At 59.5% G+C, this 22,828-nt stretch carries 23 protein-coding genes and 2 riboswitches; of the genes, 6 read left to right on the top strand and 17 right to left on the bottom strand.

All coding sequences use genetic code 11. The features are described 5' to 3' along the window. Window positions 1–131 precede the first annotated feature (131 nt). From cynS to ACESMZ_RS14080, 10 genes are all read right to left on the bottom strand, one after another. Window positions 132–581, bottom strand: coding sequence for a cyanase (gene cynS, locus ACESMZ_RS14125; protein ID WP_372958061.1), 450 nt, complete (start codon window positions 579–581; stop codon window positions 132–134). Window positions 582–642: 61 nt separating this feature from the next. Beyond that, complete coding sequence (locus tag ACESMZ_RS14120; RefSeq protein ID WP_372958060.1) at window positions 643–2,001, bottom strand: FAD-dependent oxidoreductase; 1,359 nt, start codon at window positions 1,999–2,001, stop codon at window positions 643–645. Then, on the bottom strand, window positions 1,998–3,137 hold the full coding sequence (locus tag ACESMZ_RS14115; protein ID WP_372972794.1) for an acyl-CoA dehydrogenase family protein: 1,140 nt from the start codon (window positions 3,135–3,137) through the stop codon (window positions 1,998–2,000). Before ACESMZ_RS14115 ends, ACESMZ_RS14120 begins: the two co-directional genes overlap by 4 nt. A gap of 29 nt (window positions 3,138–3,166) precedes the next feature. Beyond that, a complete protein-coding gene (locus ACESMZ_RS14110; protein ID WP_372958058.1) occupies window positions 3,167–3,721 on the bottom strand; it encodes an OsmC family protein in 555 nt (184 codons plus the stop codon). Window positions 3,722–3,938: 217 nt separating this feature from the next. Then, on the bottom strand, window positions 3,939–5,600 hold the full coding sequence (locus tag ACESMZ_RS14105; RefSeq protein ID WP_372972793.1) for a sigma 54-interacting transcriptional regulator: 1,662 nt from the start codon (window positions 5,598–5,600) through the stop codon (window positions 3,939–3,941). A gap of 82 nt (window positions 5,601–5,682) precedes the next feature. Beyond that, entirely contained in the window at window positions 5,683–6,513 is an 831-nt protein-coding gene (locus tag ACESMZ_RS14100) for an ABC transporter permease (RefSeq protein WP_372958056.1), read from the bottom strand. Then, window positions 6,510–7,703 carry an ABC transporter substrate-binding protein gene (locus ACESMZ_RS14095; RefSeq protein ID WP_372958091.1) on the bottom strand — a complete coding sequence of 398 codons (1,194 nt, stop codon included), beginning with the start codon at window positions 7,701–7,703 and terminating at the stop codon, window positions 6,510–6,512. The genes ACESMZ_RS14100 and ACESMZ_RS14095 overlap by 4 nt, the downstream gene beginning before the upstream one ends. A gap of 99 nt (window positions 7,704–7,802) precedes the next feature. After that, entirely contained in the window at window positions 7,803–8,612 is an 810-nt protein-coding gene (locus ACESMZ_RS14090) for an ABC transporter ATP-binding protein (protein ID WP_372958055.1), read from the bottom strand. Between the two features lie 181 nt (window positions 8,613–8,793). Continuing rightward, on the bottom strand, window positions 8,794–9,720 hold the full coding sequence (locus ACESMZ_RS14085) for a 5'-nucleotidase (protein ID WP_372958054.1): 927 nt from the start codon (window positions 9,718–9,720) through the stop codon (window positions 8,794–8,796). A gap of 6 nt (window positions 9,721–9,726) precedes the next feature. Beyond that, a complete protein-coding gene (locus tag ACESMZ_RS14080; RefSeq protein WP_372958053.1) occupies window positions 9,727–10,605 on the bottom strand; it encodes a cation transporter in 879 nt (292 codons plus the stop codon). Between the two features lie 279 nt (window positions 10,606–10,884). On the opposite strand from ACESMZ_RS14080, the gene ACESMZ_RS14075 reads away from it, so the two are divergent. Further along, window positions 10,885–11,568 carry a hypothetical protein gene (locus ACESMZ_RS14075; protein ID WP_372958052.1) on the top strand — a complete coding sequence of 228 codons (684 nt, stop codon included), beginning with the start codon at window positions 10,885–10,887 and terminating at the stop codon, window positions 11,566–11,568. After that, complete coding sequence (locus tag ACESMZ_RS14070; protein WP_372958051.1) at window positions 11,565–11,900, top strand: hypothetical protein; 336 nt, start codon at window positions 11,565–11,567, stop codon at window positions 11,898–11,900. The genes ACESMZ_RS14075 and ACESMZ_RS14070 overlap by 4 nt, the downstream gene beginning before the upstream one ends. 37 nt (window positions 11,901–11,937) lie before the next feature. On the opposite strand, the gene ACESMZ_RS14065 is transcribed toward ACESMZ_RS14070, so the two are convergent. Next, window positions 11,938–12,855: an Rpn family recombination-promoting nuclease/putative transposase gene (locus ACESMZ_RS14065; RefSeq protein WP_372958050.1), complete on the bottom strand. Its 918-nt coding sequence runs from the start codon at window positions 12,853–12,855 to the stop codon at window positions 11,938–11,940. A 181-nt stretch (window positions 12,856–13,036) separates the two neighbouring features. Between ACESMZ_RS14065 and ACESMZ_RS14060 the strand changes: the two genes are divergently transcribed. Further along, window positions 13,037–13,702, top strand: coding sequence for a metallophosphatase domain-containing protein (locus tag ACESMZ_RS14060; RefSeq protein WP_372958049.1), 666 nt, complete (start codon window positions 13,037–13,039; stop codon window positions 13,700–13,702). A gap of 80 nt (window positions 13,703–13,782) precedes the next feature. Here the strand turns inward: ACESMZ_RS14060 and ACESMZ_RS14055 are convergent, their stop codons facing one another. Together ACESMZ_RS14055 and ACESMZ_RS14050 are read right to left on the bottom strand one after the other, a co-directional pair. Then, window positions 13,783–14,937: a C4-dicarboxylate TRAP transporter substrate-binding protein gene (locus tag ACESMZ_RS14055; RefSeq protein WP_372958048.1), complete on the bottom strand. Its 1,155-nt coding sequence runs from the start codon at window positions 14,935–14,937 to the stop codon at window positions 13,783–13,785. Window positions 14,938–15,316: 379 nt separating this feature from the next. Next, window positions 15,317–16,234, bottom strand: a complete 918-nt coding sequence (locus ACESMZ_RS14050) for a DUF3883 domain-containing protein (protein ID WP_372972792.1) — start codon at window positions 16,232–16,234, stop codon at window positions 15,317–15,319. A 391-nt stretch (window positions 16,235–16,625) separates the two neighbouring features. On the opposite strand from ACESMZ_RS14050, the gene ACESMZ_RS14045 reads away from it, so the two are divergent. Both ACESMZ_RS14045 and ACESMZ_RS14040 read left to right on the top strand, forming a co-directional pair. After that, on the top strand, window positions 16,626–18,308 hold the full coding sequence (locus ACESMZ_RS14045; RefSeq protein WP_372972791.1) for a methyltransferase domain-containing protein: 1,683 nt from the start codon (window positions 16,626–16,628) through the stop codon (window positions 18,306–18,308). Next, complete coding sequence (locus ACESMZ_RS14040) at window positions 18,308–18,676, top strand: gamma-glutamylcyclotransferase (protein ID WP_372958286.1); 369 nt, start codon at window positions 18,308–18,310, stop codon at window positions 18,674–18,676. The genes ACESMZ_RS14045 and ACESMZ_RS14040 overlap by 1 nt, the downstream gene beginning before the upstream one ends. A gap of 45 nt (window positions 18,677–18,721) precedes the next feature. Here the strand turns inward: ACESMZ_RS14040 and ACESMZ_RS14035 are convergent, their stop codons facing one another. Together ACESMZ_RS14035 and ACESMZ_RS14030 are read right to left on the bottom strand one after the other, a co-directional pair. Next, a complete protein-coding gene (locus tag ACESMZ_RS14035; protein ID WP_372958287.1) occupies window positions 18,722–19,465 on the bottom strand; it encodes an NYN domain-containing protein in 744 nt (247 codons plus the stop codon). A gap of 113 nt (window positions 19,466–19,578) precedes the next feature. After that, window positions 19,579–20,142 carry an NADPH-dependent FMN reductase gene (locus tag ACESMZ_RS14030; RefSeq protein WP_372958288.1) on the bottom strand — a complete coding sequence of 188 codons (564 nt, stop codon included), beginning with the start codon at window positions 20,140–20,142 and terminating at the stop codon, window positions 19,579–19,581. A 183-nt stretch (window positions 20,143–20,325) separates the two neighbouring features. After that, window positions 20,326–20,411: riboswitch (glycine riboswitch) on the top strand. After that, window positions 20,412–20,509, top strand: a riboswitch (glycine riboswitch). Window positions 20,510–20,549: 40 nt separating this feature from the next. On the opposite strand from ACESMZ_RS14030, the gene ACESMZ_RS14025 reads away from it, so the two are divergent. Next, window positions 20,550–21,149 carry a trimeric intracellular cation channel family protein gene (locus ACESMZ_RS14025; RefSeq protein ID WP_372958313.1) on the top strand — a complete coding sequence of 200 codons (600 nt, stop codon included), beginning with the start codon at window positions 20,550–20,552 and terminating at the stop codon, window positions 21,147–21,149. Window positions 21,150–21,199: 50 nt separating this feature from the next. Here the strand turns inward: ACESMZ_RS14025 and ACESMZ_RS14020 are convergent, their stop codons facing one another. Next, window positions 21,200–21,718 carry a cytochrome b gene (locus ACESMZ_RS14020; RefSeq protein ID WP_372958289.1) on the bottom strand — a complete coding sequence of 173 codons (519 nt, stop codon included), beginning with the start codon at window positions 21,716–21,718 and terminating at the stop codon, window positions 21,200–21,202. A 19-nt stretch (window positions 21,719–21,737) separates the two neighbouring features. After that, window positions 21,738–22,568 carry a DODA-type extradiol aromatic ring-opening family dioxygenase gene (locus ACESMZ_RS14015; protein WP_372958314.1) on the bottom strand — a complete coding sequence of 277 codons (831 nt, stop codon included), beginning with the start codon at window positions 22,566–22,568 and terminating at the stop codon, window positions 21,738–21,740. Window positions 22,569–22,828: the final 260 nt, after the last annotated feature.

Raw genomic sequence — 22,828 nt, 5'->3', positions numbered from 1 at the left:
TTGGGGGAGCGAGGTGTGTCAGGAAAGCGCCGTCATGTCGCCCAGCTACGGGCGCGACGGCCGAATGCGGGTTCGCACACCTGGCAGCTGGTCGCCGTTGGGTGTGCGGTTCTCGGAAGGTGGGAATCGGCTTAGTAGGCTTTGTAGGGAAGGAACTTGCCTGACAGCACCACGTTGACGCGATCGCCGTTGGGGTTTTCCTCGCGCTGGATGTCCATGTTGAAGTCGATGGCGCTCATGATGCCGTCGCCAAATTCCTCATGGATGAGTTCCTTGATGGTGCTGCCATAGACATTCACCACTTCATACCAGCGGTAGATCAGCGGGTCAGTGGGTACGGCCGTCGGCAGTGATCCCTTGTAGGGAACCACCTGCAACCAGGCGATGGCCTCGTCGGGCAGGCCAAAAATGTCGCCGACAATTTCGGCCTGCTTCTTGTCGAAGGTCATCTGGCCCAGGCACGCAGCGGTGGTCCATTCCTTGGAGAGTCCGATGGCATCGGCCACCTGGCTCCATTGAATGCCCTTGCTGACCTTGGCAGAGAGGATCATGTTGGTCACTTCTTCACGGGTATGGATCATGATGTTCACCTTTGGTTTGACGTCATTGTCGGGACTGGGCCGGTCGCCCGGCCCGGAAAGATCAGGCGGCCTTGCTTTGCATGGGCTGGCCAAGGCTCAGGGTGGCGACGACGGTGTCGCCAATTCGTTGTTCCATCACCATGCTATTGCCGTCCTGCTGGGTGATCTGCCAGCGGCCATCCGGTTGTGGCAGGCCGTGCAACACCAGCGGTAGCGAGCGGGTTTTCAGGCGCACTACCGGTCGTCTGTGTTCATAGGCCGGCGCCTCAACACCCAACACCGCCGCCGCAATGGTGCGGGCCTGGTGTTGAATCGGCTCGATAAATCGACAGGGCTCACCGTTCAGGCTGATACAGTCGCCCAGGGCGTAGATGTCCGGGTCGCTGGTTCGCAATTCCCGGTCCACCTCGATGCCGCCGTTGAACACCAGCCCGGCCTGGCGGGCCAGGCGATTGTCGGTTTTCAGGCCTGTGGCAGCGATCACCTGGTCCACGGCCAGGTTTTCACCACTTGCTAGCAGAACGGTTTTGCAGCCATCGTCGGCTCTTATGGCCGTAACCTGGCTGTCTGGCCGGTAGCGAATGCCCTGTTCCGCCAGGCTCTCCTGCAGCGCCTGCCCGGCTTCCGGGGGAATCAGGCCCGACAGGGGGTGGCTCTGGCGGTCCAGCAGGGTGACCGTATGGCCGGCGCGGGCCAGGTCTTCGGCCAGTTCGCAGCCCACCATGCCGGCACCGACAATGGCGACCCGCCGGGGGCCGGCGGCCAGCTGTTGCTGTAATCCGCTCCAGCCAGCCAGGTCATTGATGCGCCAGCACAGTGACGGGGGCAGTTCATCAGGCAAGGCGGGCTTCGCGCCCTGGGCCAGCACCAGGTGGGTGTAGGCGACAGTGCCCCGGGTGGTGCGGACTTCCCGTCGATCCGGGCTGATGCCCACCACGAAAGTGTCCGCAAGCAGGCGAACCCCGAGACGGTTCGCAGCATCGGCAGCGCTCTCCCGCACCAGGTCCCCAGGCTGCTGGCCCCGGCTCAGGGCCACAGACAGCTCCGGTTTGTGGTAACGGTCGGCATGGCAGGCGCTGATCAGGGTGATGGGGGTTTCGGCGTCCAGGTGGCGGATCGCTTCCACCACTGACCACCCGGCAATGCCGGCACCCACCACCACAATGCCCGGAGTCTTGCTGAAGGTGGTGATGCCCACCGGCGCCGCTGCTGTAATCTCCTGCTTTTCCAGCAGCTCAAAGTCGGACTTGGTGACACCGCACAGGGGGCATTCCCAGTCATCCGGAATGTCCTCAAACCGTGTGCCCGGGGGCAGGCCGCTGTCCGGGTCGCCTTCTGCCTCGTCGTAGATCAGGCCACAGGCGAGACAGATATACTGGCGCCAGGGGCGTTCTTCCAGGTCGGTTTTACGGGGACTCATGCCGGAACCTCCTCTCGCATCAGTTTGTCCATCTCCCAGCGCAGGTGCTTGATGGCCGGTGTCACGATGGCCACGAAGTGGGCTTCACGGATCCGGCGCTGGGGGGCGGAATTCATCAGGTATCCGCGCGCGCCCTGGTGTAGCAGGGCGGACTGGGACGCTTTCAGGGACAGCTCGGATCCGTGGGCTCTCAGCTCCAACACGTCGAGCAGGTAGTCCTTGCTGCCGTCAAACGAGGTTTCTGCGAGCCGGGCAGCGCGCTTGGCCACCTCGTCAAATTCAGCCTGTAGCTCGTCGGGGCGGTTGTGCAGGTACTGGTTTACGTGCCCCAGCTGGTTCTCCACCGCACGGATGGAGTCAATGGAGCCCTGGATGACACCGGCGGCGATGCCTACCTGCAACAGGATGAATGCACCGCGGATCCTCTGGATAAATGGCCGGGCCGGGTCCGCAATGATCTGGTCTTCGCTGACGAAGTAGTCGTCCAGGGGCACCGACCAGGTGCTGGTGCCTTCCATACCCGAAAACTCCGGGCAGGGACGCAGGGGCACCCGGTCGTCAATGTCCAGCAGGAACATCACTTCATGGGAGCGGCTGCCATCATCGCGGTCCACGGCGGCGATCGCGCCGCAGTACTGCCCGGGACCGATGTGGCTGACCCAGGGCAGGGTGCCACTGACCCGGTACCCGCCCGGTACCTTCTTCGCTTTCAGGGCCATTTTCTCGATGCCGGTCAGGGCCTTCATCGGATTGGACAGGGCGGTGCCGCCAAAGGTCTGGCCGGCAGCATGGCCCTGCAGTCTTTCCAGCAGGGCCGGGTTGCCGGACTGCTCCATGTAGAGCCCGCAGACATCGTGGCACCAGGTCATGAACCCGGTGGAACCACAGTGACGGCTGATCTCCTGCATGCTCGACAGGGCCAGGCCGAAGCGACTACCGTGCTGGTCCAGGTGGGTGGCGAAGGCGCCGGCCTGGCCCAGGTCTGCCATGATGTCAGTCGGGTAATAACCTTCATGGTCGATGCGGTAGGCGTTGGGCGCCAGCTGTTCGCGGGCGACCCGGGCGACCTCGGCCTGCACCATGGCGTCATCGGCCCAGGGACTTGATGGTGGGTTGGATACGGCGACGTTATTCATGGCAGTTCTCTCCTCCTGTGGCGGCCGGGTTAGTCCATCAGGCTGATGCTAAACGGGATCGGGTTGCGCATGGTGTTGGCGACCGGGGAGAAGTAGTTGGCGTGCTGAACGATCTCGTCCAGCTGTTCCCGGGTGGCATCGCCTTCCACCAGCACCTTGACGCGGATTTCCTGGAAGCCCATCTGATCGGGCTTCATTTCCGCACCACCGGCACCCCAGGCCGCCGGGTTGCCGATATCCCCTTCCAGGAAGATCTCCAGTTTGCTGAGTTTGACCTGCTTCCAGGTGGCCACGGCGGTGATGCCCACGGCGAGGCAACCACCCAGGCCGGACAGCACGATCTCGCCGGGTGCCGGCGCGGTGTCTTCACCGAACAGGTGCAGGGGCTCGTCCACCACCACTTCATGCTGATTGACGTGGCTGATGGTCCGGTACTGGCCATCGGTCACCGTGTGGACCTTGTTGGTGCCGCGGGTGCCAGGGTTGTTGCGGCCCTTTTCGGCGAAAGCCAGCAGGCCATCCCGGTCGATCGGGCGCAGGTAGGTGGAAACGGTTTCCGGTTTGGTTGGCGTTGCAGTGGTCATTGGCAAGTCTCCATTGGTTTTGATGACACCGCGCAGCCCGGAGCGGGCCTTGCGGTTACCTGTCATGTCCACAGCAGGAGCTGTGCCAGTTTCTTCAGGTTTGTTTTTGGCTATTTAAAACAGATAGTTACCGTTTTGAGACTGGGTGTTGCGAGAATCGGGGCGGGAAGTGTCGGACATTGTCCTGCTGACAATGTCCGACAATGTTTATTGCAGGTCAGGGCGTATCCGTCAGTTCGAGCTTGTCCAGCCGATAGCGGAACTGGCGTGCACTCATGCCCAGCAACGCCGCTGCCCGGGTCTTGTTGCCGCCGGTCTGCTGAAGCGCGTTCAGCAGTTGTTCCTCCTCGTCTTCCCGGACCCACAGGTAGGGTCGGGAAGACGTGGCGACAGGGGCTGCGGGCAGGCCAGGATCCGGCATCCGGGCGGGGATGGCATGCCCGGCGATGGCCGTATTGCCTGATACAGCAGCCTGACCGGCTTCAAGGTGCTTGTTGATCACCGATTCCTGGCGCAGGATGCTCTCGATGTCGCTGATGCTGATGTTGCCGTCCAGCGCAATCAGAACCGCCCGTTTGATCACGTTCTCCAACTGGCGGATGTTGCCGGGCCAGTTGTAGCTCTCCAGCCGTTCCACCACTCCCCGGCCAAACAGGGTGTAGCGGCCGTACTCGCGATTGGCGCTGAGCAGGAAGTGCCGGGCCAGGATGCGAACATCGCCGGCACGTTCCCGTAATGGCGGCAGGTGGACGGGGAACACATTCAGGCGATAGAACAGGTCAAGGCGGAAACTGCCCTGGTTGACGGCCTCCTGCAGGTTCTTGTGGGTTGCCGTGACAATGCGCACATCTACTGGCACATCGCGGGTACCGCCGACCCGCTGGATAACCTGGCCTTCCAGAACCCGCAGCAGCTTGGACTGCAGTTCCATACTGAGGTCACCGATCTCGTCCAGGAACAGCGTGCCGCCATTGGCCAGCTCGATTTTGCCCGGTTTGGTGGCCGTGGCGCCGGTGAAGGCGCCTTTTTCATGGCCGAAAAGCTCAGACTCCAGCAACTGCTCGGGAATGGCCGCGCAGTTGATGGCAAGGAAGGGCTGGTCACAGCGTTTGCTGGTGAGGTGGAGAATCTGGGAGAACCGCTCCTTGCCGGTGCCGGATTCGCCGGTTAGCAGCACCGTGACCGGGGTGTCCGCCACCCGTGTAATCTGCAGCAGGGCGTCTTTGACGGCGGCACTTTCCCCCAGGATACCGTGGTTGTTCTGTTGCTGCTCCAGGGCGACTTTAAGCTCCTGGTTTTCTTCCCGCAGGTGACTGGTGCGCTCTTCGATCAGGGTGTTGATCTTGATGATCTGGGCAATAAAAGTGGCCAGGATGCGGAGGATCACCAGGTCGGCATTGATGGCCCTGGGCCGCATGCGTAAGCGGTGTGCCGCCAGCACACCCACGGTCAGGTTGCCCTCCATGATGGGCACCGCCAGGTAGGAGACAATACCTTCCGGCAGGGTTGCCCGGTCCACGGTCCGGAAGAGGAAGCCGGGCTCCTGGTCAACATCCTGCACCACCGCCTGCTGCCCGGTTTTCATCACCTTGCCGGTAACGCCTTCCTCGAAACTGTACAGGCCCCGCTTGCGCTCCTCATCCGTCAGTCCGTAACTGTATCGAATGGCCAGCAGGCCATCCTCATCCGATGGCAGCAGCACCCGGCCCCGGTTGAGACCGAGCATCTGGGACATCAGGCGTAGTGTTCCGGTGATGGCCAACCCGGGCGTGGCGGACTGACCGATCAGCCGGGCGGCTTCCTGCACTACGGTGAGATCGGCAGCGCCGGTGTCTGTGGGAGCGTCGGTGGTCACGGACGGTATGGGCTGGGTGTCCATGGTATTCATCCTTCTGGCTGGGCAACGACAAAAGCCCGCTCAGGGAGCAGGCTTGTTGTGGGTACAGAAATCCGGGCGTTGGCTATTCGACATGCCAGTTAAAGCGTTTTATGAGCAGACCGCAGACAGTGTCCAGCCCGTACCCTATCAGGCCGATAACCAGGACGATCGCTGCCAGGGTGTCATAGGCCAGGGTGTCGCGGGCATCATTGATGGCGTACCCCAGACCGCTGGTCACCCCCAGGTATTCCGCCGGCACCAGCACCACCCAGGCGACGCCCACGGCAAGCCGGATGCCGGCCATGACGTCGGTCATGATGGCTGGCAGGATGATCCGCCGCAGCATTTGTGGACCAGACGCCCCCAGGTTTTTCGCCACCTTGAACCAGTTCGGATCGATGCGGCGCACGCCGTGTGCGGTGGAGAAGATGATCGGCCATACGGTGGCCATTACCAGCAGGAAGATGATGGCAGCGTCCCAGGTGGCAAAGGCAAGTACCGCAATCGGCATCCAGGCCAGGGGGCTGATCATGCGCAGGAACTGGAACGGCACGTTGGCGACCTTCATGGCGGTGCCCACGTAGCCAATCAGAACCCCCACGGGGACGCCGATAACCACGCCCCAGAACAGGCCGATCAGTACCCGGTACAGGCTCGATGCGATGGTGGGCCAGATGTCACCGCTGACCACCAGGTCGTAAAGGGCGCCGAAGGTCGGGGCCGGGGCAAAATTGGCGAAGGCCCACATGTCCGGGTCATTGGCGACCACATAGCCCCCCAGCCACCAGAGGGCGAGGAGTGTGGTAATGCCGATGGCCGGATAGCGAAGCGCGGCCAGCCAGCCGAACACGGGGCCGAGCGTGACCATCGATCCGTTGGTGCCGGTAAGAACCTGTGTTGTCTGAGTACTCATAGCTTGACGGCCTCCTCCCGTTCAAACGGGTTATCGGCGTTGAAGCCGGGTCCCTGCTGCCAGCCGGTGTGTTTCTCCATGGCGGTTTTCACGAAGCGGTAATCCACCAGGTCTTCGGTGACAAAGTCGGCATCCAGGTCCTGCAGGAAGGTGGCATCGCCACCCACCAGTGTGTTCTTCAGCTCGTTGACGATCAGCCGGGTGGCGGAGGGGTAGGGCCAGGGCTGGAAGTCGATTCGGCCACTGCCCCACTGGGGGTTCTGGATGGCCTCTGGTGTGGCATAGCTGTCCTGGTCGTAAAGGGTCATGGCCCGTTCGACGATGTCCGCTTTCATGGGCAGGTAGCCCTTGCCATCCTTCGACATCATGCGGGCCACTTCCGCCTTGTTCTGCTGCGAGTAGATCTGCGCCCGGACGATGGCGTTCATCACTTTCTGGCTCCACTCCGGGTTGGCATTCACCTGGTTTTCGTTCATGCAGACTACGCAGCAGGGATGGTTCTTCCACATGTCGCCGGTGAAGCGGAGCATCTTGCCGCCGGCCAGCATCTCGCCAACGGCGTTGAAGGGTTCCGCCACGATGAAGGCGTCGATCTTGCGCGCCGCGAGTGCCGGGGGCATATCCGGTGGTGGCATGATCTGCAGGTTGACTTCGTTGGGTGCCAGCGTATCGCCCTGGGATTTGATCACGGGTGTCAGACCGGCGTGGCGCAGGCCCATCTGCAATACGATGTTGTGCATGGAGTACCAGTAGGGAACCGCAATTTGCTTGCCCCCCAGTTCAGAAAAGTTCTCCACGCCTGTGTGACGACCCACCACCAGCCCCGAGCCGTTGAGGTGGGCCCAGGCCATGATCTTGACCGGGAAGCCGTTGTTGTAGCGCATCCAGACAGGAATCGGCTTGAGCAGGTGAACCAGGTTGAACTTGCCAGCGGCAAAGCCCTCCACCAGTGGTGACCAGCCCCGGATCAGCGTCGGTGGCTCGGTTTTCAGGCCCTCCTCCTCGAAATAGCCCATGGCGTGGGCCACCAACAGAACCGTGGCGTCGGTGATGGGCAGGTAGCCGATACGTACAACCTCGTCTTCCGGAGGCTGCACGCTGCCCCAGGCCGAGGCGCTGGCGGTCAGGCCGAACCCGGCGGCCAGGCCTCCGGCAGCCAGGCTGTCCAGCAGGAAGTCACGTCGGCTCATCTCGTGTTTCTGCAGATAGGCCAGCTCGTCGGCGGGGATAGTGCTTTGCTTGCTTCTGGGCTTCTTCATGATCAGGACCTCAATGAGTCAGGCGGAATCTCAGGCGGCGTTTTCGGCGTCGTCATCGGTGGTTTCAGTGGTGGCCTGGCGACCGGCCAGCCCATCATCGGTATCCTTGAACTGGGTCATCAGCTGGTCGCGCAGTGACTGGAAGCCCGCGTCCATGTGCCGGCGGGGCCAGGGCAGATCCACATCCAGCTCACCCACGATGCGGCCGGGGTTCTGGGACATGATCATCACGCGGTCCGCCATGGCGATCGCCTCATCGATGTCGTGGGTAACGATCACCATGGTGATGTCCAGGTCACGGCAGATGGCGGGCACCTCTTCCTGAAGGGCCGTGCGGGTGAAGGCGTCCAGGGCGGAAAAGGGTTCATCAAGCAGCAGGATTTCGGGGTCGGTGGCCAGCGAGCGTGCCAGTGCAACCCGCTGTTGCTGTCCCCCGGACAGGCTCTGCACATTGACGTCCCGCTTGTCATAGAGGCCCAGCATCTCCAGCAGTTCGTCCACCCGGCTGAAGGCTTTTGCCTTGGCCATGCCGGAGAACAGCAGGCCAAGGGCCGCGTTCTCCCGCACGCTCATCCAGGGGTAGAGCGAAGCCTTCTGGAACATCATGTTCCACTTGGCGCTGGGCCGGGAAACCTGGTGGCCGTTGACGCGGACGCAGCCCTCTGAGGGAATCAGCAGGCCGGCGAGCATGTGCAGCAGGGTAGACTTGCCACAGCCACTGCGGCCGATCAGGGCGACCATTTCGCCCGGTTCGATCCGGTTCTCGATCTTCTCCAGGGTTGGGTCCGCCCCACGGCTGAAACGATGGGTAATGTAGTCGAGGGAAATTGTGGCGCCCATAGTGATGCTCCGGTCAGGTATCTGATCCGGTAGCAGCAGGTTGTATGCCACATCAATAAACTGATGGTTATACAGCGGGTTGGCCTGACCAGGGGGAGTTTGTCAGGCATTGTCACCACCGGACAATGTCCGACAATGGCGCACTTTGGGGAATGTGCACCGGGGCCGGGCGTGGCATCGTCTAGATAATGTTCGCCACTCCGAACGGAATATGCACCATGGGAATATTACCCCCGGCGGATTGCAGGTGGCTTTGCTGGTCGTCGAAGAACATGTGGGGGCGCAGCACGCTCAGGATTCGGTCCTTGGTCATGCCGCCAAGGAAGAACACCTCGTTGGCGTCCACGCCCCAGTGTTCCAGGGTGGTGATGACCCGCTCGTGGGCCGGGGCGCTGCGGGCGGTGACGATGGCGGTACGCAGGATGCGCTGGTAGTCCGGGTCGGCGTTGCTGGCCTCGTCTTCCAGTTGCTGCAGTACAGACAGCTTGCGGAACAGGTCGGCCAACGGGCCCGGGCTATGGGGGACGTCGGCCCGGGAGGTTTCATGTTCGTGGAAAGCCTCCAGTTCCTGGCTCTTGTAAACCCGCTCGGAGGCATCGTCTGCGATCACGCCGTCAAAGTCGAAGGCGATGCGTAACTCCACGTCGTCTTCCTCGTCGACCACCTGGGAAGGCAGCACGGTTCCCGCCGGGTATTCATAGTCGATCGCCTTCTGCACATCCTGTTCGTTGGACGACAGGAACAGTGATGCATTAAAGGCAGGGATATAGGGGTAGGGCGACTTGCCTTCCAGGAAGGCCGCCCGGCTGATATCCAGGCCGTGGTGGGCGATGGAGCGGAACACCCGCTTGCCGGTGATCGCCGAGTTGCGGGACAGCAGCACCACCTCCACCGGGCTTTTCTCCGGGAAGCGCTTGTTGATATTCAGAAACCGTCGCACAAACGGAAACGCCACACCCTTCTCCAGCGGCTGGTCCAGGTGCGCCTCCTGGTAGTCCCGGTAGGCGACGGCGCCTTCTTCCTGGAACACCCGGTCCGACTCGGTCAGGTCAAACAGGGCGCTGGAAGCAACGGCGATGACCAGTTTCTGTTCAATGGGGAAAGGCATGGTGCGTTACCCCCTGAGTGCCAGGATTCGCCTGGCGCCGGACAGCACGATCAGGCCCACAATGGTGCCGATCACCAGGTCCGGATAGTTGGAGCCGGTCCAGGCGACCAGGGCGCCGGCGAGGATAACGCCAAGGTTGATCACCACGTCATTGGCCGAGAAAATCCAGCTGGCTTTCATGTGAGCGCCGCCTTCCCGGTGTTTGGAGATCAGCAACAGGCAGGCGGTATTGGCGATCAGCGCCAGGAACGCTATGGCCATCATCATGGTGGATTCCGGCTCGCTGCCGAAAACAAAACGCCTGCCCACTTCCACCAGCACACCGATGGCAAGGATCAGCTGAAGCACACCGGCCACCCGGGCTGCCCGCACCTGCATCCGCACACCGTGACCGACCGCATAGAGGGCAAGGCCATACACCGCAGCATCCGCAAACATATCCAGGGAGTCGGCTATCAGCCCGGCGGACTGGGCGATGATCCCCATGGTCATTTCCACCAGGAACATCAGGCCGTTGATGGCCAGCAGTATCCAGAGCGTGCTGGACTCTTCCGCTTCTGTGGCGCTGGCGGCCCGGCGGGCGCTTGCGTCCGCCTTGCGGGTTTCACGCAGCTCGGCGCCCAGCCCCAGGGGAGTCAGCTTGCCGGTAATCGGCTCAGCATCGTCATCGTGAAGCACCTCCAGCGTGCGCCCGCCCAGATCAAACGAAAGCCCCCGGATGTTGTCGAGTCCGCCCAGCGCCATGCGGATCATCCGCTCTTCTGACGGGCAGTCCATTTTGGGGATTGAGTACCTGCTGACCCATTCGCCAGAGCCCTCAGTGAGGTGCTGCGCTGGTGTCTCTGGACTATCGCAACTGCATGGGGTGTTGCAGGAATCACTCATCAAGAACTCCGGAGGTAGCAGTGGGGCTATCGCTGGTCAGGGAGCTGACGTAAGCTCGGCGACCAAGGGTGTCTGACTTTCTCGTGCTGAGGAACCTATTGTGTCGTGATCCAGTGAGTGGCAGCAAGGGCGCTATTGCTCGTGGTCAGCAACAACTCCCGTGCCGGGTTTTTCGTCGACAGTCGGCGATTTGACGACGAACTGTGTCGCAACGGGTAATCAGAATACCTTTTGTACGTCGCGGGTGGTGCGAACATACGAAACAGAGTTGTTAAACCTATGGCAGTAACTGAACCGGAGAAGAATCACTACTCAGAGGCCTTTGACGAAGCCTTCAGCAGGGTGCCCCATTACCTGGCCTATCCGCGAATGCGACCTTTTGTAGGTTGTCGGTATTCTGAGGCAGAAGCCCGAATCCTGTTGGTTGGAGAGAGTCACTATTTGCCAGAGAACCAAACCCGTCACCTCGATGCGCAGGGCTGGTATCAGGGGCAGGAAAGCGATTTCAGGCTTGGTGAAGGACTGGGCTGGATTCATACCAGGGAAATCCTGAACAAGAGCACCGGCGAGTGGCGAAAGCAGGGCCATGCCATTTATCGCAATCTCGATAGCGCATTATTCGAGGCAGGTTTTCGGGCCGGTGATTCTGCATTGGAAAACATAGCATTCATGAACGGCTTCCAGCGCCCGGCCAGAGAGCGGTTGTCGCTGAACGTGACGCCTGAAGATATCGAAGTGGGACGGAAAACCCTGGCGGCGGTGATAGATATACTTCGCCCCGATGGCATCATCTTTGTATCCCGTAAGGCTGCCCGTCACCTGTCTGGGGAACTGAGGGTGCCTCACAGCTCGGTTCCGCACCCCGCATCTGCCTGGTGGAACCGCGCTTCCAGACGAGGCACTGGTAAAGACCAGTTTATTCAACAAGTGTCCCGGATTCGTTCCGGTAGGGCAGGCTCATGAGCTTTGATCCGGATTTTGACCGCCAGCAGCTTGATCGACTGGCAAGCCAGTATCTGCAGGGCACCACGGTGAGTGGCAAAGTGATCTTCTTCAGTGACGAGGACAACCGCCTCAGCCATGCGACCTGGAGGTTTGATGATGCCGACCATGCCACTCTGCGGGAGTTGGGGTTAAAGTTTGCACTGATGGACGTACTGGACAACCTGATTGCCTACAGGGTTCGGGAAGGTCAGCCGAACGCGGGTCAGGGGGTGGTATCGATCAGCGACAGCATGATGACCCTCCGATGGACTTCACTGGAAGTCGCTGAGGCATTGAGGGATAAGGATTAACAATAAGGTACCCCTCAAAATCGCAGCTGTACTTGACCTATTTCGCAGCACGCAACTGCGTAACCTGCTCCACGGTAAGTCCAGAAATCTCAGCAATCATTTGGTCATCCATGTCAGTGCGCTCGATTAGTTTGCGCGCGGTTTCCAGCCGTGCTTCCTGCCGCCCCTCTTCACGATCTTTCGTCGACCAGTGCCGCAAGTTTTCCGCTAACATGCTTTGATCCTCCACAAGGCTATTTACGTTATCCAGATTCACGTCTGCACCCATCCGTACCAGGTGCCGCTTGAGCCAACGGGTTATAACCCTGTCCAGGCGGCGTTTGTTTGGTGCGGCTTCGATGATCGCAACGATTCGGTTGACTGCCTCTTGCAACGCCTGCCGACTGCTGGCGAACTCTATTTCGAAGATGCCGCTGAGCACCGACTGCCGCCCATGCAGTTCCGCTTCACTGTATGCGCCTTCATCCACCAGGTAGTACCGAAGATGCGGCTGGTACGGTCGGAGAAATTCCGGTGGCTCCGGCACTACCATCTCGTAGATATCTTGCCGGGCCGTCCAACGCCTTGATCCATTATATAACACTACTGGAAACACGGGCGGCAACCCCTGCGCGGGACGGGCGGACTTCTGTTTCCGCAGGTGGTCGTAGAAACAAGCCACGTAATGCATTAGCCGGATCGGCATGGTGTGGTCCACGGAAGACTGGAACTCCAACAGAATGTACACGTAAACCTCCTGCCGGCAGCCTTCCCATACCATCTGCACTGACCAGACAACATCTTCGAATTTCTCCTCGAACAGCGGCGTGATGTAGTTACCGCTATGGTTCTGAAGCGTAGAGAAATCCATTAACCTGGCCAGCTCAGGCGGAGTAAAACCCTCAACCAGTTGCTGAACGAACTCCGGGTGGCTGAACAGCTCCTTATAGCCGGTGTCATGATGATTCCTTGTCATGTATCGCCTCCTGGCTGCATTCCGAAATGCCGAAAGGCTATATATTTATACAGTATTCTGCAAGTGAGCAAACATGCACTTCCGTGACATTCCACATACGGCCCGGAACCCCATTCAGACGAGAAACGCCGCAGCACAGCAGATAGACTGGGTGAGTACGAAGGGAGCTGAAAGGAACCCCATGAAACTCGTCTGCATCTCCGACACCCACAGCATGCACCGCCGCATACCCGACATTCCCGATGGTGACGTATTGATCCACGCCGGCGACTGTCTCGGTGCCGGCACGCTGGAGGATGTGACTGACCTGAACGACTGGCTGGGCACGCTGCCCCATCGCCACAAGATCGTCATCGCCGGTAACCACGACTGGGTCTTCCAGGAAGCGCCGGAGCACGCCCGGGAATTGCTCACCAATGCCATCTACCTGGAAGACCGTGGCATTGAGATCGACGGCATCCGCTTCTGGGGTGCCCCCTGGTCACCCACCTTTATGGATTGGGCGTTCATGCGGGACCGGGGCGAGGCCATCGACCGCTACTGGCAACGCATTCCCTATGACACCGATGTGCTCATCACCCACGGTCCGCCCCATGGTATCGGTGATGAGGTAGATAACGGGCTGCGGTTTGAAAGCGTGGGCTGTGAGGACTTGCTGAAGAGGGTTGAGCAGGTAAAGCCGCAGCTACATATCTACGGCCATATCCACGAAGGCTACGGCGAGTACGCCCGGTGGGGCACAAGGTTTATCAATGCCAGTACTTGCGATGAGCGGTACCGGCCGGTTAATCCTCCGATGGTAGTGGAGGTGATTCCGGTGCCAGCCGGTGAGGCCGGGCAGGTTTGATCGAATCGACGGAGGCGTCAGCTTGCTGTTCAGGCGACAGCGCAGAGTACAAGCCCCGGCATGACACCGGGGCTCGTTGCTCAGATGCCGTAGGAACTGACATCAACCTTGGAGAAAACCTCGTCCCAATACAGGTCGCGGAGCTCTTCCCGGGTTTCGATACCCTCGACCTTGTCGACCCATTCGTTCAGCATTTGCTGAAACTCTTCCATCCTGGCTTCCGCCTGCTGCACGTCATAACGCTCAGCGTAGCTTGATGCCACGGTTTTGAGGTCTTGTTCGATAAAGTCCCTGGTCATCTGACGAAACTCTTCATCTGGCTCGTGGAGCGTCAGTTCCGGCTGCTCGTCGATCCTCCTCAGGGCCTCCTCATGGTCCTCCAGGTAAAGTTTCGCTATCTCGGCTGAAATCGTCGCTGCGCCATACAGTACCGATGTACGATCTTTTTCAGACAGGCCTTTCCAGGCATCGGCGTTCATGCTGGTGCCGACCCCACCGAACGTGCCGCCCGGTACGCCCATGGTGACGTCGCTGGCGATCTCGATAAACTTGAAATTGAGATAATCCGACAGGTTATGGGCCGTACAGTCAACGACGCCCTGGTCGAGCCCCTCATAGGTCTCGTTTACCGGAATGGACACGGGGGAGCCTCCCATTTCCGTCACCCACCGTGACCACTGGGGACCACCGATACGGATGCGCTTCCCTTCCATATCCTCCTTGCTGGTAATCGCACCATTGCAGAACAGACCGTAGGGCGAAGAACTGGCCAGCCCCAGGAATATCTGATTACGGTCATGGTGTTCCTGCAAACAATCGGGACAATGGTTAATCACGTACTCGGACACCGCCCCGGTGTAGGCAAACACCGCATCCTGCGGGCTCACATCGGCAAGCTCAAGGGCCATGGTCAGCTCTGTGAGCATGATGGTATTGGGGAAATCAGAGGGGAAATAGGGCGTCAGCACCGTGCCCAGGTCCGCCATGCCATCGCGCAGTCCAGCCGGTGTTTCCATAAAGCTGAGCAGGGACTGTATATAGGCTTTGACGGTAACGTCACCTTCCGAATGCTCTTCAACTGCATCGGCGAAGACGTACACCGCCTTGGCACCCATGGAGTTCAATGGCGTACCGGAGGCAAAACTGAGTTGAGTGGCGTCTGCGATGTTGGCGGTGGCCAGTCCGGCAATGGCAATGCCGCCCGCGATGGTTTTGAGAGGGGGTATCGTTTTCATTGTTGTGTCCTCACTGATTGAGGTTGGGGGTAACCACCCCTGAGGCAGAGGTGGTCGTGCAAAAAACACCCACTAGTTCACAACGTAGATGGCGGCTCGACATCCGGCAAGGAGGCGAAAGGTTGTTTTGCGAAGTTTTGGAGCAGGTTGGGAGGGGAAACTGGGCCTGATCAGGCCTGCGGCTTCCCTTAACTGCACCCAATAAACGAGTGTAGGAATTGGCCAGACCCAGTTGGGATTCGCAAGATGTTCATTAGACTAGTTCAGAACGACATTGGTCCACATTGGTTTCCGGGTGTCGGGTTCGATCGGCGCAGAAGACTGCAACATCACCTTCCTCAGTCCGCTTTGGTCTGGAGAAAGTATGGCTCTCAATATATTACCGAAACCGACAGATATAGCTGACTGGATCCAGGTCACAGTAGTCATTGATTCTACCCGCAAGGGAGAAAAGTTTAGGGGACCGTCGGAACTCAAACAGCCGGTAAAGATGAAACTGATCTTTCGCCTCGGACGAAAACGTGACCTCGTTTCGTGATGCGTAGAAAGGGGTCTCCTTGGCGAATGCCGTGGTTTTAACCTCGATAAAACGCTCTTTCCCAGAAACATCGAATGACAGAACGTCGTAACCCAGACCATCGCCCTGGGTAGCTGAAACATGTTCGATCCTTTCTGCCAGTGCGGTCTTTCCTGCTTGGCGGAGCCTAAACTCCTCATAGCGCATTACTAGTAGTTCGCCAGCGTTGCCAAGTGCTGTATTGCGAGCTTCGCGAGCGACATAGTCCCGTTTAGAGGCCTGACGTGTAGGGGCATAGGCTGCAGAGTTTTCCCGTGTTCTATGGGATATTGCTGGTGGGTCTACTACGAGGCGGTGATAGTCGACTTCGTCCGGTACAACGGCAGGTTGTTCAACGGCAGCCTGGGATGCCCAGTCAAATTCCGGGTGCGAGTTAATCCAGCGCTCAACATAATCTGCCAGTGACGCTTGATAGTTGCCGCGCGGTTTATAGCCGGGAATCCAGATACAGTCCAGATCACGAAGCACTGCGCTGATATTCTGATGCTTGAGCTCTATCGCTCCCTCACTGCGCCCGTCCAGCTTTTCAATAAGAGTGCGCCGATGGGCTGTTTTATTATAATGTTGACCTGAAAGCTCAAGGGTCAACATCTTCATATAGTCGGCAACAGTAGCCGCTATTTCGTCCCCGCTCCAGCTTGCCCCATTTGCCATACTGCTTTGTCCATCTGGGTCGTTGTAGTGATAATCCAGGATAGTTACAAATTGGGCTGAAGCCAAGCAACCTACCCGTTTGAAGTTTATGCGCCTGACTTCGTCTAGGTGTTCTTTTCCGGAGCGGGTTTGCTCTCTCGAACTTCTGGGCAGGTACTGTCCAAGCTCGCAGTCATTGTCCGGCTCCTGGTTAGAAGTGCGGAAAGGTCTTTCCCGGTCCTCCTATAGACATGGAGCAGTGATTTATGCGAACTGGACGTCACCCGTAACCTCCAGGTCTGTGGCCACGTTAGGCATGCTCAGGATGTGCAGGTAAGTACTTGGTTCATAAAGCACGCGTCGGGTTTCTCAGGAGTCTGGAGTCGTTCGGTTGTTGTACGGGTTAGTGAGAGCAGCTTTAATAGGGAACAGGTGCGCTCTCATCCATCATTCCGGACCGGGCAGAAAAGTCGTCGCTATGTCCATCACACCCTACAACCGGAACGCCCGGAAGTTCTTTGATCAATACCAGTCCCTGACCTTCGAACAGGTCCACAGCGACTGGCTTCCCCTGTTGGAGACAAGCTCCGGCCTGGCACTGGATGTCGGTGCGGGCAGCGGACGCGATGCGCTGGCGCTGGCTGAGCGGGGCTGGGATGTCGTCGCTGTGGAGCCGGCGGAGGAGTTACGACGCCTGGGGGAGGCGGCTACCGTCCACAGGAGTATTCAGTGGGTGGAGGACAGCCTGCCGGACCTGGCCGAAATCCGTAAGCTCAGCTACCGCTTTGACCTGATTCTGGTATCAGCGGTTTGGATGCACATTGCCCCATCTTCCCGGGAGCGGGCGTTCCGGATTCTCACTGAGTTGCTGGCACCGTCGGGCACTTTGGTGATCACTCTGCGGCATGGTCCCGGCGATGGGGAACGGGTGTTCCATGAAGTCAGCAAGGCAGAGCTGGATGGTTTTGCCCGACACCGGGCTGTGGTGCCTGTGCCGGTGGTTAGCCGCACTGCGGCAGACCAGCTGAAGCGGCCGGAGGTGTGGTGGGAGACGGCAGTTTATCGCCTGCCGGATGATGGCACTGGGGCGCTGCCCACGCTGCGGCATATCATTGTTAACGATGACAAATCTTCCTCTTACAAGCTGGGTCTTTTGCGCACCCTGGTTCGGTTGGCTGACAGTGCGCCGGGCCTGGTGATCAACCGGACGGACGACTGGGTCGATTTACCGTTGGGCGCTGTGGGCCTGTTCTGGCTGATGCAATATCACCCGCTGGTTTTGCGCCACCGGTTGCGGCAGGCGCCTGGCTCGAAGGGTTATGGATTTGCGGGCGAGGACTTCTATGCGCTGGAGCAGCTCTCGCCACTGGATTTCAGGCCGGGGCTGTCGTTGTCGGCTGTACACGGGCCCCTGGTCATGCGGGCAATCGGGCAGGCTGCTGCCAATATCCTCAAGAACCCCGCCCACTTTACCACCTGGCCCGGCACTAATCGGCCCGTGTTTGAGGGGGCTGCCAACCGCATACGTATTCGTGAAGAGCCGGTGGCCCTGAATCGGGAAACCCTGTCCCGGTTCGGGGTGTTCCGGGTGCCCGCCATGCTTTGGGATACCTTCAGTCGCTATGCCTGCTGGGTGGAGCCGGCCATCGTCAACGAGTGGGTCAATCTGATGTCCGGCTGGGAGGTGCGTTACTCCACCGAGATTTACCGCAATGCCCTTCAGTGGGCAGAAGGCCGGCGTGATACTTCGCTGGTGCGTAAGCTGGTGGAGCAGCAACTGGCGGCGGGCAGGGTAGAGTGCGTCTGGACGGCACGTAACTTGTCTCAGCAGCGGTATGATATTGACCACTGTTTTCCCTGGTCGCGGTGGAGCAATAATGATTTGTGGAACCTGCTGCCCGCCTCCCAGACGGCCAATGCCGCCAAGTCCGAGAAGTTGCCGTCCGATGCGTTGCTGAAACAGGCCCGTCCCAGGGTAACCGAGTGGTGGGAACGAGCCGTGATCGGAACCAAGATCGAGCCCCGGTTCTTTGCCGAGGCTGAGGCAGCGTTGCCCTTGTTGGGCGACAACCGTTCTGTTGATTCGGTTTTTGAGGGCATGCTTCAGCAACGCCTGCGGCTGAAAACCAACCTTCAATTGGCCGAATGGCTGGGGGTGTAATGATGCTCCGGCCCTACCGCGTTGCCGTCTACGGCACTCTGAAGCGGCATCACTCAAACCACCGCGTTCTCGCCGGTGCCCGGTTCGTGGGTGAGTGTTCGCTGAATTCCATTGTGCTCTATGATCTGGGGCCATACCCCGGGGCGAAGCTCGAGCGCAGTCAGGGTGTCGTGACCGAGGTTTACGAGGTCGACGGTACGACCTTTGCCCGGCTGGATGCTCTGGAAGGTTATGATGCCGCGTCGCCCGATATGGGCCTGTATGACCGCAAGCTTGTGGAGACGCCCCTGGGAGAGGCCTGGGTGTATATCTACAACCACGCTGTGCCGCCGAATGGTGCGATTCGGTGTGGTGGCTGGCCCCGATAGCTTGTCGTGATAATCCGGCGGGATCTTGTTTGCCCGGCCCGGGAGTTACCCCGGACTCTTGATATACATCGCGTTCTTCTCTCTCACACTGACCTCGAACAGCTCACTGGCCCGCACCAGATCACTGAGTTTCTTGTAGCCGTAGTTCACCGGTGAGAAGGAGCTGTTGTTGGAGATGTACTGGCCGACTGCGCCAAGGTGTGCCCAGCCGTCATCGTCAGCGGTTTGTTCCACTGCCGTGCGCAACGTTCTGACCAGTACCGAGTCGCCCCGCAGCTGGTTGCGCTCCCAGCGGGTCTGCTTTTGAGGGGCAGGCTCGCCATTGGTCGGGTTATCTTCGCTGCTCTCGCTCTCTTCCCGCAGGTTCTCGGTATAAATGAACTGCGAGCAGGCGTTGACGAACGGCATCGGGGTTTTGTGCTCCCCGAAGCCGAAAACGGGCAGGCCGGCTTCCAGAATCCGCATGACCAGGGGAGTGAAATCGCTGTCACTGGTCATCAGCGCGAAGGCATCCACGTTGCCGCTGTAGAGCAGATCCATGGCGTCGATGATCATGGAGGCATCGGTGGCATTCTTGCCCGTGGTATAGGCAAATTGCTGGACCGGGCGGATGGCGTTGGCGTGCAGTTTCTCGATCCAGCCGCCGAGCTGCGGTCCGTTCCAGTTGCCGTGGGCGTGTCGGACATTGACGGCACCGTACTTGGCCAGCTCCTGCAGGACACCTTCAATGGAGCGGTGACTGACATTGTCGCAATCAATCAGCAGGGCAATTTTGTAGTTGCTCTTCATTTTCCCGAAACCTTCCTGTGCGGGGTGGTTGGGAACACACTACCATGTTTTCCGGTGCCTACCTTCTCCACACCCGGCCAACGCCTGCCATCGGCGAAGGCCGGAACATGGCCTTAACGCATGGTTTTGAGGGCCTTGGCCCATTTGGTCATTTCTTCCAACATGGTGTTGGCAGAGCTGGTATGCATATCGGCCGCGGTAAAGCCGCCGTCATCGGCCAGTTTTTCCCAAGGCATCTGTACCATCACGCTTTCCACCATGGGCATCATCTTTACGGTGGTCACCAGGTTCTTGGCGGCCTGGGCAGAGCGTAAGCCCCCGGATACGCCGCCGTAACTGACGAAGCCGCAGGGCTTGTAGTTCCATTCGTTGTATACGTAGCTGATAGCGTTAATGAATGAGGACGGCGGATTGAAGTTGTATTCCGGCATCACAAACACATAGGCATCGGCACTGGCCACGCTTTCGGACCAGGCCCTGGTGTGGGCGTGCTCGTACTTCTGGGTACGCGGGTGGTTGGGTTCGTCATAAATCGGAAGGTTGAAGCTGGCCAGGTCGACCAGTTCGCTGTCGAATGCTCCGTGGGTACCGGCAACCTGGTGAAACCACTCGCCGACAGATGGGCCGATACGCCCGGGGCGGGTGCTGCAGATGATGGTTTGAAGTTTGAGCGACATGATGGCAATCCTCCTTGCGGGGCCGCTTCAGCAGGCGGCAGGATAATTTGCTTACTATGATTAATGTAGTTTCGCCTGGGACATAAAGATATCAGGGCTTTTTGGCAGAGATGTTCAACCAATTTGACGGTTGGGCTGTGCGTGCGCGCCACTCGACGCCCGACGTTGGCATCTTTATAATCCGCTGCTTCCGCAGGAGAGAGGACGACCGGTCCCGCCGAAGGCGCAAACTCCCATAAACGCTCAGGCACAGGTACTGCGGGCATTTTTCAACGCCGTCTGGAGAGAGGCTGCACAGCAGCCCACCGAAGGGGCAAGCAGGGCCAGGCCCTGTAAACTCTCAGGTATCAGGGACAGGGGGAGAGGCCACAGAAACGCAGGAGTGCTGTGTGCTGACCTCTATTTATATGATTGCCATTACCGCCGAAGCCATGTCCGGAGCGCTTGCTGCCGGCCGGCGGAACATGGATCTGTTCGGTGTCGCCGTGATTGCCTTTTTCACCGCCCTGGGCGGTGGCACCGTTCGGGATATCCTGCTGGGTAACTTCCCGGTTACCTGGACCCAGCACCCCCTCTACATTTATATGACCATTACCGGCGGTCTGGTAACCATTGTTATCGCCCGGTTCATGCGCCACCTTCATCAGCTGTTTCTCGTACTGGATGCCATTGGCCTGGTGGCCTTTACCGTGATTGGCTGCAATGTTGCCCTCAGGCTGGGGTATGAGACGGTCGTGGTGGTGATGGCAGGTATCACCACTGGGATTTTTGGCGGCATTATCCGGGACATCATGTGCAACCGAACCCCGCAGGTACTGCGCCACGAGCTCTACGCCAGCGTTTCCCTGCTGGTGGCGCTGTTCTATCTCACCCTGCTGAACCACGGGGTGGGCGAAAACATCACCCTGCTGGCGGCGTTCAGCCTTGGTCTGTTGCTGCGTATGGCTGCCATTCGCTGGAAGCTTTCGCTGCCGGTGTTCAGTTATTCCCGGGCGCGATGGGATTGAGGTGGCTTAAACGGGCCGTGTATACCTGAATCAGGCGTTGCCGAAACAGTTCACACCATTCGTTTAAGCACATCCTCGCCCCGGAAGTGGTGCATCAGGGCCATGCCGATGTGGCCGATAATGAGGACCGTCAGGGCCCAGGCCAGTGGCGAGTGCAGGCTGCCCAGGGTAGCGGCCCAGCCCAGCTCTTCGCCCTTTGCGATAATCTGAAGGCCAAAGGCATTCACCCCGTAACCGCCCCCAAGCATCACCATCATGCCGGTAAGTGGCATCAGCAGCGTGCCGGCATACAGCAGACCGTGACCAGCCTTGACCAGCCTGGCTGTCTGTGGATCCTGCTCCGGACGGTGCTTGCGCTGGCTCGCTGCCCAGATAAGCCGGGCGACAATGAGCACCAGCAGCAACGAACCAACAGATACATGCCATGGCACCAGCGTCTGGCCAACCCAGTGCTCTCCATCTGCGATCCGGTCGCCGAACTTCATCAATTGCCAGCCAATTAGCAGTGCCATGCCCCAGTGCAGGATCTTGCTGAGCGTACCGTATTGGGTTTTGGAATCTTGGATCATGGGTGTCTCCCTGGTTGTGTTAGTGTCCTGGCCAGTCAAATCGAAAGGCTGAGAGTTGTGTTTCGAGTACCTGCCCGGACCAAGCTTGCTGCCCGGTGTCCTCACCTGCGGCGCCGGCGGCCACCATCAGTGGCAACAGGTGTTCCTCGTGCCCCGGCGGGTGGCACTGGTGGGCGTAGGGTGCCTCGCTCCAGTGGTTAAGCCGGTCCTCTCGTTGCGCGTGTGGTGCTTCCATGGTCTCACTCAGCCAGGTGTCAAAAGCCTCGGAGAGCGGGGTGAAGTGAGGGTCGCCGTAGCCACGCATATTGTGAAAACTCATGCCGCTGGCGATGATCAGTACGCCCTCCCTGCGCAGCGTCTCCAGGGCCTTGCCGGCCCGCTGGTGGGCCGCGGGGTCCAGGTCAGCGCGCAGGGACAACTGCACAACCGGAATGTCAGCGCCCGGAAACATCAGTTTCAGCGGGATGAACATGCCATGGTCAAACCCCCGCTCCCTGTCCTGACGGCTGGTCAGTCCTGCCTGGCCCAGCAAATCAGTAACCCTTTGTGCCAGCGTCGGATTGCCCGGTGTGGGGTAAGTGAGCTCGTAGGTATGCTCGGGAAAGCCGTAATAGTCGTAGATAAGCCCGGGTTGTTCGCCGGCGGTCACGGTGAAATCCTCCGCCAGCCAGTGAGCGGATACCATGAGGATGGCCAGTGGTTTTTCTGGCAACGATGAGTGAATGTTGCTCAGATAATCTGCCATACCATTCCAGGCGTCTGCGGGCTCCCAGTCCATAAAGAAGCAGGGGCCGGCGCCATGGGGTATGAACAACACCGGCTGAACGGCGGGCTGTCTTTGACGCGGGATTTCATTCGACACAGAGCGTACCTCGTGCTGAAATTTGCGTGAAATGAGTAGCACACTAATTTACGCGTTATTAATAGGCGTGAGTATCGGCAAAATCCGATAGCTGTCCGCGGCGGGGCATCAGGTGAAGCGTGGTGCTTAAAAAAATGCCCCGGTACCAGCGGCATCGGGGCGAGGCCTTGAACCGGGAGATGGTCCAGGTCAAGGAGGCAACTTCAGCAAGTCACCGAAGGGTTCTGTTGTTGATTGTCAGCCGTTAT

It is taken from the genome of Marinobacter sp. (genome assembly GCF_041690615.1).
Classification (GTDB): Bacteria; Pseudomonadota; Gammaproteobacteria; order Pseudomonadales; family Oleiphilaceae; genus Marinobacter.
The sequence above is the reverse complement of the archived record's forward strand: the minus strand, read 5'-3'. Positions and strand labels throughout refer to the sequence as shown.

What these genes read in the sequence shown, in the direction of transcription:
- cynS (WP_372958061.1), bottom strand. Translation starts at nt 581, where the DNA reads ATGATCCATACCCGTGAAGAAGTGACCAACATGATCCTCTCTGCCAAG.
- ACESMZ_RS14120 (WP_372958060.1), bottom strand. Translation starts at nt 2,001, where the DNA reads ATGAGTCCCCGTAAAACCGACCTGGAAGAACGCCCCTGGCGCCAGTAT.
- ACESMZ_RS14115 (WP_372972794.1), bottom strand. Translation starts at nt 3,137, where the DNA reads ATGAATAACGTCGCCGTATCCAACCCACCATCAAGTCCCTGGGCCGAT.
- ACESMZ_RS14110 (WP_372958058.1), bottom strand. Translation starts at nt 3,721, where the DNA reads ATGACCACTGCAACGCCAACCAAACCGGAAACCGTTTCCACCTACCTG.
- ACESMZ_RS14105 (WP_372972793.1), bottom strand. Translation starts at nt 5,600, where the DNA reads ATGGACACCCAGCCCATACCGTCCGTGACCACCGACGCTCCCACAGAC.
- ACESMZ_RS14100 (WP_372958056.1), bottom strand. Translation starts at nt 6,513, where the DNA reads ATGAGTACTCAGACAACACAGGTTCTTACCGGCACCAACGGATCGATG.
- ACESMZ_RS14095 (WP_372958091.1), bottom strand. Translation starts at nt 7,703, where the DNA reads ATGAGCCGACGTGACTTCCTGCTGGACAGCCTGGCTGCCGGAGGCCTG.
- ACESMZ_RS14090 (WP_372958055.1), bottom strand. Translation starts at nt 8,612, where the DNA reads ATGGGCGCCACAATTTCCCTCGACTACATTACCCATCGTTTCAGCCGT.
- ACESMZ_RS14085 (WP_372958054.1), bottom strand. Translation starts at nt 9,720, where the DNA reads ATGCCTTTCCCCATTGAACAGAAACTGGTCATCGCCGTTGCTTCCAGC.
- ACESMZ_RS14080 (WP_372958053.1), bottom strand. Translation starts at nt 10,605, where the DNA reads ATGAGTGATTCCTGCAACACCCCATGCAGTTGCGATAGTCCAGAGACA.
- ACESMZ_RS14075 (WP_372958052.1), top strand. Translation starts at nt 10,885, where the DNA reads ATGGCAGTAACTGAACCGGAGAAGAATCACTACTCAGAGGCCTTTGAC.
- ACESMZ_RS14070 (WP_372958051.1), top strand. Translation starts at nt 11,565, where the DNA reads ATGAGCTTTGATCCGGATTTTGACCGCCAGCAGCTTGATCGACTGGCA.
- ACESMZ_RS14065 (WP_372958050.1), bottom strand. Translation starts at nt 12,855, where the DNA reads ATGACAAGGAATCATCATGACACCGGCTATAAGGAGCTGTTCAGCCAC.
- ACESMZ_RS14060 (WP_372958049.1), top strand. Translation starts at nt 13,037, where the DNA reads ATGAAACTCGTCTGCATCTCCGACACCCACAGCATGCACCGCCGCATA.
- ACESMZ_RS14055 (WP_372958048.1), bottom strand. Translation starts at nt 14,937, where the DNA reads ATGAAAACGATACCCCCTCTCAAAACCATCGCGGGCGGCATTGCCATT.
- ACESMZ_RS14045 (WP_372972791.1), top strand. Translation starts at nt 16,626, where the DNA reads ATGTCCATCACACCCTACAACCGGAACGCCCGGAAGTTCTTTGATCAA.
- ACESMZ_RS14040 (WP_372958286.1), top strand. Translation starts at nt 18,308, where the DNA reads ATGATGCTCCGGCCCTACCGCGTTGCCGTCTACGGCACTCTGAAGCGG.
- ACESMZ_RS14035 (WP_372958287.1), bottom strand. Translation starts at nt 19,465, where the DNA reads ATGAAGAGCAACTACAAAATTGCCCTGCTGATTGATTGCGACAATGTC.
- ACESMZ_RS14030 (WP_372958288.1), bottom strand. Translation starts at nt 20,142, where the DNA reads ATGTCGCTCAAACTTCAAACCATCATCTGCAGCACCCGCCCCGGGCGT.
- ACESMZ_RS14025 (WP_372958313.1), top strand. Translation starts at nt 20,550, where the DNA reads ATGATTGCCATTACCGCCGAAGCCATGTCCGGAGCGCTTGCTGCCGGC.
- ACESMZ_RS14020 (WP_372958289.1), bottom strand. Translation starts at nt 21,718, where the DNA reads ATGATCCAAGATTCCAAAACCCAATACGGTACGCTCAGCAAGATCCTG.